The sequence below is a fragment of the Staphylococcus devriesei genome, assembly GCF_002902625.1.
Classification (GTDB): domain Bacteria; phylum Bacillota; class Bacilli; order Staphylococcales; family Staphylococcaceae; genus Staphylococcus; species Staphylococcus devriesei.
Genome location: NZ_PPRG01000043.1, coordinates 51,655 through 68,296, shown reverse-complemented (window position 1 = coordinate 68,296; position 16,642 = coordinate 51,655). Strand labels below are relative to the sequence as shown.

9 protein-coding genes and 4 pseudogenes are annotated in these 16,642 nt (G+C 32.2%); 3 read left to right on the top strand and 10 right to left on the bottom strand.

The window, feature by feature from the left end:
- Positions 1–22: 22 nt before the first annotated feature.
- Positions 23–1,031, bottom strand: a pseudogene (locus tag CD147_RS07370) (acyltransferase family protein).
- A gap of 166 nt (positions 1,032–1,197) precedes the next feature.
- Between CD147_RS07370 and CD147_RS07365 the strand changes: the two are divergent.
- Together CD147_RS07365 and CD147_RS07360 are read left to right on the top strand one after the other, a co-directional pair.
- Positions 1,198–1,689: a TspO/MBR family protein gene (locus CD147_RS07365; protein ID WP_103166774.1), complete on the top strand. Its 492-nt coding sequence runs from the start codon at positions 1,198–1,200 to the stop codon at positions 1,687–1,689.
- A 149-nt stretch (positions 1,690–1,838) separates the two neighbouring features.
- Complete coding sequence (locus CD147_RS07360; RefSeq protein ID WP_103166773.1) at positions 1,839–2,258, top strand: MarR family transcriptional regulator; 420 nt, start codon at positions 1,839–1,841, stop codon at positions 2,256–2,258.
- Positions 2,259–2,467: 209 nt separating this feature from the next.
- Here the strand turns inward: CD147_RS07360 and CD147_RS12630 are convergent.
- From CD147_RS12630 to CD147_RS07340, 4 genes and pseudogenes are all read right to left on the bottom strand, one after another.
- A pseudogene (locus tag CD147_RS12630) lies at positions 2,468–5,578 on the bottom strand (GW dipeptide domain-containing protein); the annotation flags it as partial.
- Positions 5,579–7,062: 1,484 nt separating this feature from the next.
- Positions 7,063–7,485, bottom strand: coding sequence for a GNAT family N-acetyltransferase (locus CD147_RS07350; RefSeq protein ID WP_103166771.1), 423 nt, complete (start codon positions 7,483–7,485; stop codon positions 7,063–7,065).
- A gap of 411 nt (positions 7,486–7,896) precedes the next feature.
- Positions 7,897–8,367, bottom strand: a complete 471-nt coding sequence (locus CD147_RS07345) for a DUF2538 family protein (RefSeq protein WP_103166770.1) — start codon at positions 8,365–8,367, stop codon at positions 7,897–7,899.
- Between the two features lie 36 nt (positions 8,368–8,403).
- The gene (locus tag CD147_RS07340; protein WP_103166769.1) at positions 8,404–9,651 is read right to left on the bottom strand and encodes an LCP family protein; all 1,248 of its coding nucleotides are present in this window, start codon (positions 9,649–9,651) and stop codon (positions 8,404–8,406) included.
- Positions 9,652–10,140: 489 nt separating this feature from the next.
- Between CD147_RS07340 and CD147_RS07335 the strand changes: the two are divergent.
- Positions 10,141–11,315, top strand: a pseudogene (locus CD147_RS07335) (serine hydrolase domain-containing protein).
- Positions 11,316–11,407: 92 nt separating this feature from the next.
- Here the strand turns inward: CD147_RS07335 and rihC are convergent.
- From rihC to qoxA, 5 genes and pseudogenes are all read right to left on the bottom strand, one after another.
- Positions 11,408–12,313 (bottom strand): annotated as a pseudogene (gene rihC / locus CD147_RS07330) (ribonucleoside hydrolase RihC).
- A 139-nt stretch (positions 12,314–12,452) separates the two neighbouring features.
- Entirely contained in the window at positions 12,453–12,743 is a 291-nt protein-coding gene (gene qoxD / locus CD147_RS07325) for a cytochrome aa3 quinol oxidase subunit IV (RefSeq protein ID WP_103166768.1), read from the bottom strand.
- Entirely contained in the window at positions 12,740–13,345 is a 606-nt protein-coding gene (gene qoxC / locus CD147_RS07320) for a cytochrome aa3 quinol oxidase subunit III (protein ID WP_103166767.1), read from the bottom strand. Before qoxC ends, qoxD begins: the two co-directional genes overlap by 4 nt.
- Positions 13,335–15,323, bottom strand: coding sequence for a cytochrome aa3 quinol oxidase subunit I (gene qoxB, locus CD147_RS07315; RefSeq protein WP_103166766.1), 1,989 nt, complete (start codon positions 15,321–15,323; stop codon positions 13,335–13,337). Before qoxB ends, qoxC begins: the two co-directional genes overlap by 11 nt.
- Positions 15,323–16,447 (bottom strand): cytochrome aa3 quinol oxidase subunit II, encoded by a 1,125-nt coding sequence (qoxA, locus tag CD147_RS07310; protein ID WP_103166765.1) that lies wholly within the window; start codon positions 16,445–16,447, stop codon positions 15,323–15,325. Before qoxA ends, qoxB begins: the two co-directional genes overlap by 1 nt.
- Between the last annotated feature and the right edge of the window lie 195 nt (positions 16,448–16,642).

Sequence of the window (16,642 nt, the reverse complement as noted above, 5' to 3'; positions counted from 1 at the left end):
TTTTGGTGGAAAATTTAAAAATTCAATATTTAAACTCAGATGGTTTCTTAAGATTAATAATCGGATTAGTCCATTTACATACAAAATTAGTCGATAGAAGATAAACAATTAAAATAGAGATAATAATTAAAAATATATACGTTAGTATTGAAATAGTATCTTTAAAAGGATAAATACCATGTCCTCTTACAAGACCTATAACGAGACCGTGTAGTAAATAGACATACATTGTACGATTACCAATATAGGTATAGAAACGTTTGTGATTACTCATTAAAGCAAGAAAGGCAAACATTCCTGTTAGTATTACCACATAGAGTAATAAACGTTTAAATGGGCTATAAACATCTTCGTTGTTATGATTAAGTGATGTATATGGGCTACTACCTAGTAACCAGTCTGAATTAATCGGGTGAATGTAATAGCCAATAAAGAAAGCCACAAATATTAACAATGAAATAAGACTCATTTTTTTATTACGTAAAATACGCGTATGCGATCTCGTCGTTAAATAGCCTAGATAGAAAATAGGGAAGAAGACAATAGTACGAGAAATACTCAAGTATCCGTCAATATTTTCAGAAAAACCAGCTAGAACTGAAATGATAACAGCAATTGGTAAGACATAATAAGGTTTATAACGACGAATGATGACTAAGATGACATGGAAAGAGAAAAGCGTTAATAAGAACCATAGCGCAAAAACTGGATTTAATGGATCCATTTGAATAGCATCACTTTTTCCTGTCATAAAATAATATACTGAGAAAAAGGCGTAAAAAATGGCATAAGGCGCGATTAATTTTTTAGCAATATTTTCTAAATAATGGGGTTTATCTAAGTGTTTAGCAAAGTAACCCGAGATAAATAGGAAGGTAGGCATATGGAAACTATAAATAACGAGATAAAGCGCTGATATATACTTACTTTCAGACGTATAGGGTTGAATCATGTGACCAAACACGACTAAAAATATAAGTATTGCCCGCGCATTATCAAAAAAAATAATCCCGCTTACTATTGATAGTCATACAATTGTCTCCTTTGTTAAATATTAACAATATATAACTTAGTACATCTCTACTTAGTAATGCAACAAATTAGGGTAATCTGTTGACTAATAGTTATCAATTTTCTTATAGGATTAAATTAATAACTTTAAGGGAAGAATAAAAAATAGTATAGGAGGTTTACATTATGAAAAAATACATAATATATTGTTTTCATTTACTTTTACCTATGATTGGTGGAAGCATTATTGGACGACTGACTGCTAATGATACTAAAAATGATTATCGTCAATTTAAAAAGCCACCATTTTCGCCACCGGGTTATATTTTTCCAATCGTATGGCCTATTTTATATATATTAATGGGAGTTTCATTTGTATTAAGTATTATAAATAGCGGCAAACAAAGAGTAGTCACTGTGACTCATTATTTACAATTAGCATTTAATTATATGTGGTCACTACTTTATTTTAAAGAAAAGTTAAGAGGCGTGGCGCTTGTTGACAGTGTAGTATTATTAATTTCTGTAATTATTAACGCTATAACGATGTTTAAAGCCAAAGGACTTGCTGGTCTATTACAAATTCCTTATATTCTATGGTCAGTCTACGCTAGTTATTTAAATACTGGTAATTGGTTATTAAATAAAGATAACCCAGAGTATTTTAAAAAGCAGTAGAGGACTCCTAGCTAATGTCTAATATACTTTGTGTATCAACACTTAATACTCTTTTCATTACAATTGTGACGATTTTTTGACAAAAAATGACATATGAAAATTTCATAGTATAATAGTAATATCAACTAAAAACGTGGAGTAGAACAACTATGTACAATCAACTAGAAAAACTTATCACACTAACAAATAACGACTTAAGCTTAGTCAATAGACGCTTTGGTCAACGAACTGACATTACTAATGACCAATTAGAAATGTTAAGAATACTTTATAGTTATGATCGTCTATCACAGTATGATTTAACAATGAAGATGAGTAGGGAGCAATCTATTGTTTCACGATGGATTAAAAAATTAGTCCAAAAAGGCTACATTACCAGTCAACAATCACATGAGGATTTGCGCTGTAAAGAACTTTGTCTCACTGATAAAGCCCGTCTTCTAATTAAACAGATTAATACTGCAAGATGTGAATTAATAGAAGCTAGATGCCAATGCTTGTCTCAAGAAGAAATTGAAAGTTTAAATCATTTATTAGACAAATTAAATAGTCGCCATATTTATATTTAAAAGATAGCCCTATGAAATCAAACAATTATTACGATTTCATAGGGTATTTTTGCATTTTATAGCGTCTATTAAGTTTGATTTGAAAATAAAAAAAGTTTTATTATCAGTTTAGTTATAGTGTAATTTATGTTCCAAATAAATAAAGGCCAGCCTGATCCTCCTTAATAAGTGAACCAGACTGGTCTTTTGTTAAAAATCAAACTATTAATTTATTTTGTAAAACTTGGGATTTCAAAGTATTTACCAACAGTTTTAATTTGATCATAGAGTTGTTTTAAATATTGTGCATTACTGTTAGCCCAATTAATATCGGTAGCATATTGATGTGTACCAGGGTTACTTGGATTCCAACGCATTTTATAAAGCGTATTTTGACCAGCTTTAATGTAATCTTGGCCAATGAATTTAGCACCACCAATAATCGCTTTTGAAATTGAATTCCAACCAGCTTTTTTAGCATAGCTAATTCCATTTGCTAATGGGTTACTATCGAAAGCTGCGATACCAAATACATTGTGATATTTAGTAGCAGACTTAGTATTAACGATATTATTAACAATATTAGCACCTTTAGCTAATTGAGATTGACCGTTACCAGTTTCAATTAAAGCATGTGCAATTAAGTACACTTCATTAATACCAGAAGTTGCAGCAGCTTCACTAAATGCTTGTCCTTGATTTTCAAGTATACCTTTACCTTTAAGTAATTTATTAATTTGTGCTACCGGAAGATTTTGCGGACGATCCAAACGTAAAAATTGATATTTTAACGCATCATCTTTAGCGATTTTTTGAGGATCCATAGCATTTTTGATCTCGCTATAAGTAGCATTATGCCATTTATGGTCATTACGCTGAACTTGTGGTAAAGCGCCATATGCATTTTGTTGAATTGCAGTAGCTTGATCTAATGTTCTATGTGTTTTAGCTTGCTTCACTAATTGTTTTTTAAGATCAGAATCTTTGATCCATACATATTTACCATTACTTAGTTTGCCGTAATACCAAGTTTTACCATTGATTACTTTACGTTGTGTCACTTGGAAAATTTGTTCATTATACGCTTTTAATGCCGTTGCTTTAGCTGAAGTAGGGCTATCGTAGTAAAAACCATTGTTACTATCAATAATAAACTCGTATTGATAGTCTTCAGTATTGTTGGCATCAGAATTTGCCACTAAATCATTTTTAGCAATCCAACCAGCTTTACCGTTTACAGTACCGAATAAGTATGTTGTATTACCGATAACTACAGATTTTGAAACTTTAAATGATTTATTAGCTAAGTCTTTATTATCTAAACGTTGTTGAGAAGTACCCCAAGCTACTGAATAAAGACCATTATTTTTACGATTAACAGTATAAGTACCTGATGTTTTTTGTTCAGAACTTGAGTTTTGAAGGTTTAAGTCTTTGACATTATACCAACCTAAAGGTGTTTTTTTAGATGTGCTTTGTAATAAGACATACGTATTATCACCAATAGTTCTTTCTTTAGAAACTTTGTAAGTTCTATTAGCATATTTAGTCGCATGTTTACCAACCTTATCGTATACAGTTGCACGAATACCACTATTATTTGGTTTGACTTGAGCAATTTTAGATACTGTCTGTGTTGTTGGTTGTGTATTAGTCGCTTTAGCTCGTGTCGCAATTCTTGTATTTACTTTAGGTGTTTGTTGAATGTCATTTGAATTAACCCAACCCCATACGTTATTTACAACGCCGTGAAGGTACGTTTCATTACCTACTTTAAGTTCATCGATAGCTTTTAATTGTTTACCGTTTGATGGAACTGATGCTTTTACCTGTTTAGTACTACCCCATGGCGTGTCATAAACATGTGCGTTACCTTTAACATTATAATAAGTAACATCAGTCTTAGTTGGTGTTGTAGACTGTACTTTTATTTCTGATGCAGGCACCCAACCACGTAATGTGCCGCCATTAAAGTCTGAGATTAAATAGTAGTCTTGATTATTTAAAGTCGCTTTTTTAGAAATCGAATATGTTTTGCCACCAATAGAAGCGTTTGGTTTAGCTGTTTTGTCATAAACAGTTGTATACGTACCTTTATTTTTCGCAGATACTTGACCTAAAGTATTTTTCACATTAGCAACACTAAATGTATTTTCTGCTTTAGGAGTAGAAGTCGCCGCTTTAGTTAAATCTGATAAGTAAGCTTGACTTACCCAACCATTAGTACCATTTACTGAACCATATAAATATGTTGCTTTACCAACTTGTTGAGATTTAGTTGCTTTGAAAGGTGATTTATTAGATTTAGAAACTGTTCCAGCAACTTGATTATAATTACCCCAAGGCACTGTATATAAAGTAGAACCAGATTTAATATTATATGATTTATTCAATTTAACAGGAGATTTAACAGTGTTATAAACCGTTTCGCCTTGTTTAACCCAACCATATAATTTACCACTATTGTAATCAGAAACTAAGTAATATTTATCTTTACCTAATGTTGCTGATTTAGTTACAGCTAACGTGTTATGGACTTGGTCTGTTGAATGTCCTTTGCTATCGTAAACAGTAGTGTAAACACCGCTATTGTTTGATTTGATTTGAGCTAAACCGCTATTAGATTTAACCGATAATTTAGAGTTAGTAGTCGTATTTGTGCTTCCACTATTACTACCTGAGCCTTTACCACTAGTTGAAGCACCGCTAGTAGATGTAGCGCCCCATGGAGCTACTTGACCAGTTTTAATTAAATATTTTTCATTAATTAAATCATACAATTCGTTATAGCTGTAATTATGAGATTGTAAGTATGCATGTGGGTCCGAATGATCCGTACCGCCTAGGTACTTACTAATAGCATAGTGTGTCCATACTGTACCTTGGCCGTCATTTTCAGCACTATTTGGTTTTAAATTATAGTATTGTAATTGAGTTGCTGCATAGTCAGCATAGTTGTTCATTGATTTAGCAAATGAAGCATAATCGTGAGTATGCACAATTTCTACATTAATGAAACGATTGTTTGCATATGGACCAGCACCCCAAGATAAATAATCAGTAGGGGCAGTTTCAATAATACGATTGCCATCTACAAAAGCATGTACAAAGGCAGAGTTATAATTATTCTTCATATAACTAATCTCGCCGTTAATATTCGAGTTATCATTAGCAGTATCATGTACTACAATACCTTCAGGTTTACCTACACCATTGCGGTAACCATATTTAGGGAAGTAAGACGAATAATCTTCTTCGATTCTTGGCGCTTGGAATTTATTAGCTCTAATATAGTTGTTAATAGATGAATTAACCTGTGGTTTATATTTTGGTAATGATGATGTTGTTGCATAACGGCTAACAGCGCGAACTGATGTACTAGGTCCGCCACCTTTACCACCTACAGCTCTAAAGCTAGTGCGACCTGTAGGTTTAGCAGAGCTAGCAGTTGAGCGTGTTGCGTAAGTTGATGCTGCACGGGTTGTTGGTGCTTGTTTTTCAACTTTAGCATTATGGTTAATTAGTTTTGAATCTACATTTGACTTAGCATGAGTTGTAGTATTCGTTGGCGCTTTTGCTGTTTCGTTAGTCATTGAGTTATTTTTAGACTCAGGTTTTGCATTATTATTATTAGTAGTAGTGACTGTTTCTGTGCGATTATCTTTTGATGAAGGAGCAATATGATTACTTTTCGCTACTGAAGTAGTAGCATTTGTAATTTCTTTACCTTGATTAGATGCGCGATCTTCATCATTATTTTGTGCTACAGTTGCTTGTTTATCATTTGATTTTGAAGTTGCGTTCGTTGTTGTATTTTTACTTTGAGATGTTTGTTGTTGATTCACTTTAGAATTATCATTTTCAGCTGAGAATGATTGAATATTTGACTGAGCTTTCTCTCCATTTTGCGCTGATGGAGTCGCTACAGATGCTTGCTCTTTATTAGTGTTAGTTTCAGACGCTTGAGTGTCTAAGTTAGCTTTATCTTGAGCATTATTATCACTAACTTCAGTGCTATCTTTTTTATCAGATTGAGCGTTGTACTGTGTAGAATTAGTTTCTACATCATTTTTATTTACTGTAGCTTCGTTTTGAGTAGAAGTACTTTCTAATTGATTAGTAGTTTGGCTACTCTTATCATTCGTATTTAACGTCGATTCATTAGATGCAGTAGTTTGATTATTGTCTATTACATGATTATCATTTGAATTATTAGCGTTTGAATTAGCAGTTGCCTCAGGTGTTTCATGTGAAGAGGTAATGCTATTTGAATTATTTAAATCATCTAGCTTAGCATCATATGATTTTGTATTTGAAGCAACATCTACTTTAACTTCTGAAGGGTGTTGGTACGTTTGGACGCCAGAAACATTTTGAGCTGAGTTACTTACTTCTTTTTTCGCTTGTTCAGCAGTTTTTATGTTTTCTTGATTGTCGATAATGTTCGTTGAATTGCTAGAGTTTTGGTTATTTTCTGCTGCATTTGCTTGATGAGTAGTGAAAGCAGCACCAAATAATGTTAGTGCAATCATCGAAGGCAATTTTAAATTGAATTTTTTAGTCATATTGTTACTCCTCGCTAATATTATTACAATTCTATTATAAAGGTTATTACGGAATGAGTACTTAATTTAACTGTATTGTAAACTAACTTTAATTTTTCTTACTAAAATTAAACAAATTACACATATACTAAAGTTGTTAAAGTATAAAGTATTTATATATTTAATAAAGTTGGACCATATATTTAAATTACTAAAGATTTCACTCCAAAGACAGAGTGTTAAATTACAAAAAGATTATGTAAAAAGAATATATTTGTGATTTAAATAGCTTTAAACATTTTGATATGCTTTATATTTTCTTCTAAAAAAATCTCGCCAGTAGGGGCATAACCTAACTTAGCATAAAAACCTTGTGCTTGCACTTGCGCATTTAAAATCAATTTATGGTAGCCTTTATCTTTAGCAAATTTTTCAATTTCTATCATAAGTGATTGGCCATAACCATTTTGTCTATATGTTTTTAATATAGCTACGCGTTCGACTTTTGCTCCATCTTCATAAGGACGAAAGCGTGCGCATGCGAAAGGATTATAATGGTTATCATAGCCAATAATATGAGTTGAATCTTCTTCATAAGAATCAAGCTCATTTTCAAGTGGTACACCTTGTTCTTTCACAAATACTTCTTCTCGTATCTTAAAACTTTCTGATAGCATATCTTTATTTTTAACTATTTCAAACATTTATTATTCCTCCTTAGTACTTTTAAACTTTAAAACACATCACTTTAATAAAAATATGAAATTATAATTTTCTTAATATTATAATCTAATAAAAGGAGTAGCGATATAATTCTAATACAATTTTTAACATCCGTTGTCTTATCCCCAACAAAGTTGACTAGAAATAAAAAAGTACAAATTGGATGTATCTTCAATTATTCAACTGCTACTAATCTAAACCCTATTCCTTTCAAGATTATTGCCAACACTATGCCATTATGGGGAGAATACTTAGAATAATAAAAAAATGATAATTTCTATATTGTTTCAATAGAAATTATCATTTTCATTTTAGTTCAAGACAATAATGCCAATTTTCTCATAGAGCAAAATTACTTGAATTTAAATTAATTATTTATTTCGTTCTTAAAATTATAAGGCTTCTTGTCTTACAATTGCGCAATACTGCCAAAAAATTCTGAGTTGCGCTATATTCCAATTATTCATCCCCATAGTAAATCCAGATGGTCTGAATAAATTAACATCCGTAACCTCTAGTGCAGCAGCAATTAAATATTGTAGTGGAACACTAATACTTTGCATTGTCTCAGTAATACCATTTTCATCGTAAACCCAAGAGAAAGGTAAATCTGATTCAAAGACATCGACTTTATTAAAAATTTCTGGTAGTGCCACAATATAGCATGCGCCACTTACAACTGGATTATTGGCATTTTCACCATAATATACTAATAATGCTTCATAATTCTCACGATGTTCATGGTTAACATAAAAGAACTCATTTCTAAATAACGCCATGTCTTGGCTATGAATGATTTGTTGCTCTAAAACGTTGAACATCCCATTAATGTTAGCAGCTTTTTCATATGTTTTACGTGACATTGAACGTGCTCCTTTCGCTTAGTATAACTGGTTAGATTAATATTGATTATTTATCATACTTGAATTGTTAAAGTCTGCGTTATTATTATATTGACTATTTTGATACTGTTCTGTATTAGTATTCCCTGTATCATTTTGATTAGTCTGATTTTCAGATGTGGTATTCGCATCGTTAGAGTTTGAAACATTTTCATCATTAGACTCGTCATTTTCATCTGTACTAGCTGAAGAATCATTTTGATTATGTTTTAAAAGTGATTGATCAAGTGGTGTTAACGGTACTAATGAACCGTAATGTTTAATCACTCGATGATCTAGATATTCATTCTTATCCTTTATTTTAGATAGTCCTAAATCAGAACGCAATATATTTGAATATTTCATAATACTGCTTACACTAGGATTATAGTAATAAATTTCATTTAAATAATCATTTTTACCTTTAAGCTGAGAAGTTTTAAATTCTATATCATCTGATAAATACATTGACGCTAATGACTTAATGTCATCAGTGCTTAAGTTATGTTTGGCGTTGTCGCCTACAATTTCTACTAGATTATCTAACTTATTATATGAATCTAAGCTTTTTGCTTTTTTGAAAAGGAGTTTAATTAAGTCCATTTGGCGTTCACCACGTTTAAGATCAGAGTCATGGTGACGTGTTCTTGCTACTGCTAATGCTTCATCTCCATTTAATTTTTGATAACCTTTCTTAATCTTAATTCTTCCGCTGTCATCTGTATTAGGTTCATTTAAGTTATAAGGTACATCATAATAAATACCACCAAGTTCATCTACGGCTTTAACAAATGCTTCCATATTAACGCGCACATAATAATCTACTGGCATATTAAGTGTAGCTTCTACCGAGTCCATAGCTGCAGTAGGACCACCATATGCATGAGCATGAGTAATCTTGTCGTAATAGCCAACCTTTGGAATATAGCTAATTGTATCTCGAGGAATACTTAACAATCGTATTTGACGTTTTTCCGGGCTAAATGTAGAAAGAATCATTGAATCAGTTCTTGAATGTTCTGTAGTTTGGCCATTCTCACGACGGCCTTCATTGTCATCAATTCCTAAAAATAAAATCGACACTGCATCTTTAGAAGGGTCAACTTTACCTTCTCTGATATTAGATTGACGCTTTGCATCAGATTTATCATATGATGCTTGCATCGCATTTTCAGAAGTATGGTATAAATTGATGATAAAAATTACAGGAATCACTATAAGAACTAGCGTTAATAACATCATAAAGTACTTTAAAAAACGGTTCATAGCTTGTGCTCCTATATTTAAAATATTGATTAGACTGTGAAATTTAAATAGAGTTTGAATTAAAATGTTTAGAATTTGAATATAAACGTTTAGGGTTCAAATGCGTCTATTTTAAAATATCATAATCGATTTTGTCGTAATGTGTAGTATCTATTAATTATTGTAGTTAACTCATAATTACAATTCGAAAGTACTATACTCTCATAGCCTTAAATTGTATTACTTTTTGTTAAAATACACAACTTTAATTCTAATACAAAGGGGGAGAGAATAAAATAGTACTAACTATGTATTTAAATATTTTAAAAATAATAAAAATATTACCTTTATCGTACTAAAGAATGATGTTTTATTTTTAAAATAGAGTATGATATTTAGAAGATGAATTCATTTATCATATATTATACAATATTTGATGAATAAAATTTATGAGTAGATAGAATAATAGAGAGCTCAATAAACTTTCTATTGTAAATTAAGAGGAAGCGCATGAAAAAAAGTAAATCTAAAATTTTAGCACTTGTGCTAGTGTTAATTGTAATTATATTATCAATTATTTTAGTTGGCGTTAAAGTTACTAATTATGTGAATAGAATAAATGGATATGATAAAGCGAATATAAATAAAACCTATCTTGAAAAGCGAAATAAATCTAACCATAAACCTAGTGATTTAAGAGAGGTTAAAGCTAATGATATCAATATCAAAAATGTCGATACTTATTTAAAGAATATTCAATTTAATGGTTCAGTAACTATTTTTAAAAATGGTCAGTTAATGTTAGATAAAGGGTGGGGCTACCAAAATATAAAGACTGGTAAAAAAATACTCCAAATACTATGTATCTAATTGGCTCGGCACAAAAATTTGCGACTGGACTTATATTGAAGAAACTTGAAATTGAACATAAGGTTAACATTAATGACGATGTTACTAAATACATACCGTGGTTTAAAACATCTGAACCAATAACGCTAAAAGATTTAATGTTGCATAGAAGCGGGTTATATAAATTCAAGGCTTCTCCTAAAACTAAAAGCCTAAATGGGGCAGTCCACGATATTCAATACAAAGGTATTAATGAACAATACTATCATAAACACTTTTATAATGATGCTAATTATCTTGTACTTGCTCAAGTTATTGAAGTAGTGACACATAAGTCTTATACGCAAAACTATTATGAACGAATTGGACAGCCTTATAAATTAGAACATAGTGCCTTCTTTAATGAAAAAGCTTATAAACATAATATGGCTACAGGATATAAAGTAATCAAAAACAAAATTAAGCAAACAAAACCTAATGTTTTAGATCAATATTATGGGGCTGGAAATTTATACATGACTACACATGATATGGCGAAATTAATAAATCATTTGCAACATAACAATATTTTTAATAAAACTATTACCACACCATTGCTTCAAGTGTTTGGAAATACCACTTATCCAGAAGCTTATCGTTATGGATTTTACGTTACACCACAATATGATCGTATTAACGGAGTATTTTTTGGCCAATCTTTTACTGTATATTTTAATCAACAATACATCGTAGTAGTGGCATCAAACAAAGTCGATAAGGCTAAAAGTTCAAATGAAAAAGTCATTTCGTATATTTATCATCACTTGCTTGGTCAACACGCATATATCAATTATTAAATTAAAAGTCGAGATTGGGACATATTTATTAGCTTTTACAGAGCGTATACTTACATGTTCAAATCTCGACTTTATTTAATAGATTAATTTAGTTAACGTTCACTTAATGATTCTAAAAATATATTGTTATAGTTATCGTTTAAACTAGCCATCACTACATTACAGTTTGGTGAGGTAGACTTGAAATCAACTACCGAAGCACCACGTGTTAAGCTATCTTGTAATTCAATTTGAACTTCAGCTTCTTTGGTTTCATAACTATTAGGCTCTAAAAGATATAGCATTGTAAACACATCATATAATTTTAGCCCCTTGTCAAAATCTTCTTCCCGATAATGTTGGAAAATTTTAAATAACATTGCGCTTGTGGTATTCAGATTTTCAAAAGTTGCTAGAAAATCATGGGTTAATAATGATTAACGCGCTAAATCTAAGCCAATCATCGTAATAGATAGCCCAGAGGTAAATATAATATGAGCTGCTTCGGGATCGCAATAAAAGTTAAATTCTGCAAGTGGAGTAACATTTCCACGACCTGTACTGCCACCCATTAAAATAATTTCTTTAATATACTGCTTCGTTTCAGGATAGGTGTTTAATAGTAGAGCGATATTAGTTAACGGACCTAAAGCAATTAAAGTTATAGGTTTTTTAGCATTTATCAAGGTATTACGCATGGCTTCTATAGCATGGATGGAAGATAAATTGTCAGTAGAAATAGAGGGGAAGTCATAACCATCCATACCACTTTCTCCATGCACATGGCTAGCTTCTCTTATAGGAGAAAGTAATGGCTTAGAGGCGCCTTTATGCACAGGGACTTCGCTATTAAAGAAAGCCTTTAATTTCAATGCATTTGCTGTGGTTTTATCAATATCAACATTACCATTAACAGTTGATATCATATGCACATCAAAGTAGGGGTGGTTGAGAGCCACACTAATCGCGGCTGCATCATCAATGCCAGGATCAGTATCAATTATGATAGGTAAAGTCATGTAATGTCCTCCTTTAAGAGTAAAAGCTTTATTAAATTATAGTTTATATCATTATAATAGCAAAATGAATAAAATAAAAAACCTGCATGAAACTGAAATTAGTTTCAATGCAGGTTTTTTAATTAAGGTCTTTATTGAATTATAAGTGGTGAGAGTGTCCACCTTGCATAACCCAATAAGTACCGATAACAGTTATTAAAGTGATGATAATCGCGAAAATAACTTTGAATGATTGTAAGCGACCATCTTTACCTTCAGTTAAGTGCATGAACATTAATAATTGAACTGCAGCTTGAATGAATGCAAAACCAAAAATAATTGTTGTTTTAGCTTGGAATGTCATGTTTGTATATAGAGTTACGAAAACTGCTAATAGCGTCAAGACGATTGAGGCAATAAAGCCAACTGTATGTTTTACGATTGTATTCATCCGCTATACACCATCCCTATCATATATACGGCAGTAAAGATGAAGATCCAAACAACATCTAAGAAGTGCCAGTATAAGCTAACAATGAATAATTTTGGAGCATTAAATTTATTTAATCCACGTGTAGCAACTTGGATTAATAAACAAATAATCCATACAATACCTAATGATACGTGGGCACCGTGAGTACCTAATAGGATGAAGAAACTAGACCAATATGATCCAATTTTAGGTGTTACACCTTCAGAAGCATAGTGTGCGAATTCATAAATTTCGAATCCTACGAACACTAAACCTAAAAGAACTGTAAGAATCATCCAAATCATCATTAAATTTTGCTTTTCTTTACGCATGTAATAAATTGCAATACCACATGTGTAAGAACTAATTAATAAGGCAAATGTCATAATTAAAACAAGTGGTAACTCGAATAATTCTGTAGTCATTTTGCCTGAGTAATCGCCACCATGTTGCAACGTTAATAACGTTGCGAACAGGGTACCAAATAATGCAAATTCGGCTGTAAGGAAAATCCAAAAGCCAAGTTTGTTTAATTGACCTTCATGCGTACGTGAATCAATAGTATTTGTATCATGACTCATGACTTACAGCCTCCCTTTCTTTAATACGAGCTTCTCTTAAACGAGCTTCATTTTCTGCAACTTCAGAAGCAGGGATATGATAACCATGATCTTGAACGAAACTTTGATAGATTAATGATCCAAAGATGCCGGCTAGGCAAACTAAGAATGGAATAATTGATTCAAAGATTAAGAAGAAACCACCAAGTAACATGAATATACCCATGAAGACACCAGTATGTGTATTGTTAGGCATATGAATGTCTTTGTAATTGTGGTTATCTAAGAAGTGACGACCATGTTCTTTCATATCAACAAATGTGTCGTAGTCATTCCAATCTGGTGAAATAGCGAAGTTGTATTTAGGTGGAATTGCTGAAGCAGTTGACCACTCTAAAGTACGTCCTAAGCCATCCCAGTTATCTCCAGTAGCTTCACGTGGAGCTTTGATATGACTGTAAACAATGCTTGCTACTAAGAATAGGAAGCCAAGTCCCATTAATAATGCACCAATAGTTGAAATAACGTTTAGTAACCACCAACCGTCTGATGGCATGTAAGTGTATAAACGACGAGGCATACCGTCTAATCCAAGAACGAATTGTGGTAAGAAACATACGTTAAATCCAATCATGAATAACCAGAAAGCCCAAGCGTTTAATTTTTCATTTAATTTATAACCCATCATCTTAGGATACCAGAAGATTAAACCTGCTAGACAGGCAAATACTACACCAGTAACCAATGTATAGTGGAAGTGAGCTACTAAGAAATAAGTGTTGTGATATTGGTAGTCAGCTGATGCCATCGCTAACATTACACCTGTAACCCCACCTAATAGGAAGTTAGGGATAAAGGCTAATGAGAATAGCATAGGTGACTCGAAAGTAATACGTCCTTTGTACAATGTTAATAACCAGTTAAATAATTTAACTCCGGTAGGTACACCGATTAACATTGTTGAGATAGAGAAGAATGAGTTAATTAATGCACCATTACCCATTGTGAAGAAATGGTGAACCCAAACTAAGAAACTTAAGAATGCGATACCAGCAGTTGCCCATACCATACTTTGGTGTCCGAATAGACGTTTACGAGCAAATGTTGGAATAATTTCTGAATAAATACCAAATGCAGGCAAGATAACGATATATACTTCAGGGTGCCCCCATACCCAGAAGAAGTTTGCCCATAGCATTGGCATACCACCGTCTGCTACTGTAAAGAAATGAGTACCGAATACTCTATCAGCTGTCATTAATGCAAGAACAACTGTGAATACTGGGAATGCAAGAATTACAATTAAAGTAGTAATAAATGTTGTTACAGTAAACATTGGCATTTGCATAAATTTCATTGTCGGCGTTTTACATCTAAGTATTGTTACAAAGAAGTTGATACCAGTCATTAAGGTACCAATACCGGAAATCTGAATTGCGACTAAGTAATAGTTAACTCCTGGTCCAGGACTGAATTCACCAGCTAATGGTGCATAGTTTGTCCAACCAGCTGCTGGTGATCCACCAACGATGAATGATAGGTTGAATAAAACCATACCAACAAAGAATAACCAGAAGCTAATGTTATTCATTACTGGGAATGCCACATCTCGAGCCCCAATTTGTAATGGAACAACTACGTTCCACAAACCAAAAACGAAAGGCATAGCCATAAAGATAATCATGATAACGCCATGTGTACTAAATACTTCGTTGTAGTGGTTTGCTTCTAAGAATGTATTATCTGGAATAGATAATTGAGTACGAAGCATTAATGCATCGATACCACCACGAACAAACATTAGTACCGCACAAATTAAGTACATTAAACCGATTTTTTTATGGTCTACGGATGTGAACCATTCTTTATAAAGATATTTCCATAATTTGAAATAAGAAATTACTGCGATAAGTCCGATAACTAAGAATGGAGCAGCAATTTGAGATGCTGTTATCATCCAGTTACCCTTAACGAGCAATTGATCCCATGGAAAATTCATTAATGTCCACCTCCATGATCATTATTTGCTTTGCTTTGAAGCTTAGACGCATTTTCGTCTTTTGCTTCTTTACTGATTTTTTGCATTTCCTCAGAATTGTGTTTTTCTTCTTTCTTGAATTCACTGTTATAAGGGTCGTTGTTGCCTAAAATCATTGGCTTCATACCGTGACGCTCGTAGTTAGCGTTAGTAATGTGAACCTTACGAGCTGGTTTCTGAGGTTTATCAGTAACATCTTTGTATAAATCTTTTTCAGCTACAAAGTTAGGATCTTTTTGAACATAATTATAACGTTTGTAAGCGTAGAAGATATACTCTGGATCAGCTGCAGGGTCAACGAATGCCATGTGTGTACCACTAAATGTTAATTCTTTATTTGGTGTACTTGGTAAGAGTTGTTTATCAAACTCGTCTTGGCTAATAGTTTTTTTACTTTCAGCATCTTTAACCCAAGATTTGAAATCACTGTCACTTACAGAGTTAACTTTAAATGTTTGGCGAGCAAAACCTTCACCGTTAAAGTTAGAGTTACGTCCTCTGAAAGTACCTGTTTCATTGGCTTGTAATGTCCAATTCATTGTCATGCCAGTCATGGCATATTTTTGACCACCTAATTGTGGAATCCAGAAACTTGTCATCGTATCCATAGATTGTAATTTAAATACAACTGGACGATTTTTTGGAATAGTTAAAGTATTAACTGTTTCAATTTTTTCATCTGGATAAGCAAAGAACCATTTGTATCCAGCACTTACTGCATAGACAACTAGTGGATCTTCTTTACTTTCAGGTGGTTTCTCATAATCGTATAACGTTTTAACTGTTGGAATAGCTAAAGCGATTACGATGATGATAGGTACCACAAACCAAATAGTTTCTATTAAAGAATTGTGGTGCATCTTACCAGATTCGCTATTTTTATTATAGCTATATTTAAAAATAAAAACTGCGAACATAGTAAGTACAACAGCAACAATAACAAGCATGAAGATGATTGAATAGATAATCAAGAACTTCTGACTGCTTGCTACTGGCCCTTTTGCATTGAATACTTCTACGTTTGAACAGCCACTAAGTAAAATTAGCGTACCGAACATTAGAAGCAAAGACTTGAATTTTGACACTTTTTTGACCTCCTAATACTACAAATGTAGGGCTTACCACTAATTTTAGTTTATTACGCAATATTTACAAGTACTTATCGAAAAAAAATTATATTAATAAATAGGAAAAAACTAATAACAATAGGAATGACGGGGAGTGTAAGATTTGTTAAGATTATGTGTCTATTTTGTGAAAAATGACAAAATTAAAGGTAA

Bases quoted from the DNA above. Each gene is read 5' to 3' on its own strand.
- CD147_RS07365 (WP_103166774.1), top strand. From the start codon at position 1,198: ATGAAAAAATACATAATATATTGTTTTCATTTACTTTTACCTATGATT.
- CD147_RS07360 (WP_103166773.1), top strand. From the start codon at position 1,839: ATGTACAATCAACTAGAAAAACTTATCACACTAACAAATAACGACTTA.
- CD147_RS07350 (WP_103166771.1), bottom strand. From the start codon at position 7,485: ATGTTTGAAATAGTTAAAAATAAAGATATGCTATCAGAAAGTTTTAAG.
- CD147_RS07345 (WP_103166770.1), bottom strand. From the start codon at position 8,367: ATGTCACGTAAAACATATGAAAAAGCTGCTAACATTAATGGGATGTTC.
- CD147_RS07340 (WP_103166769.1), bottom strand. From the start codon at position 9,651: ATGAACCGTTTTTTAAAGTACTTTATGATGTTATTAACGCTAGTTCTT.
- qoxD (WP_103166768.1), bottom strand. From the start codon at position 12,743: ATGAATACAATCGTAAAACATACAGTTGGCTTTATTGCCTCAATCGTC.
- qoxC (WP_103166767.1), bottom strand. From the start codon at position 13,345: ATGAGTCATGATACAAATACTATTGATTCACGTACGCATGAAGGTCAA.
- qoxB (WP_103166766.1), bottom strand. From the start codon at position 15,323: ATGAATTTTCCATGGGATCAATTGCTCGTTAAGGGTAACTGGATGATA.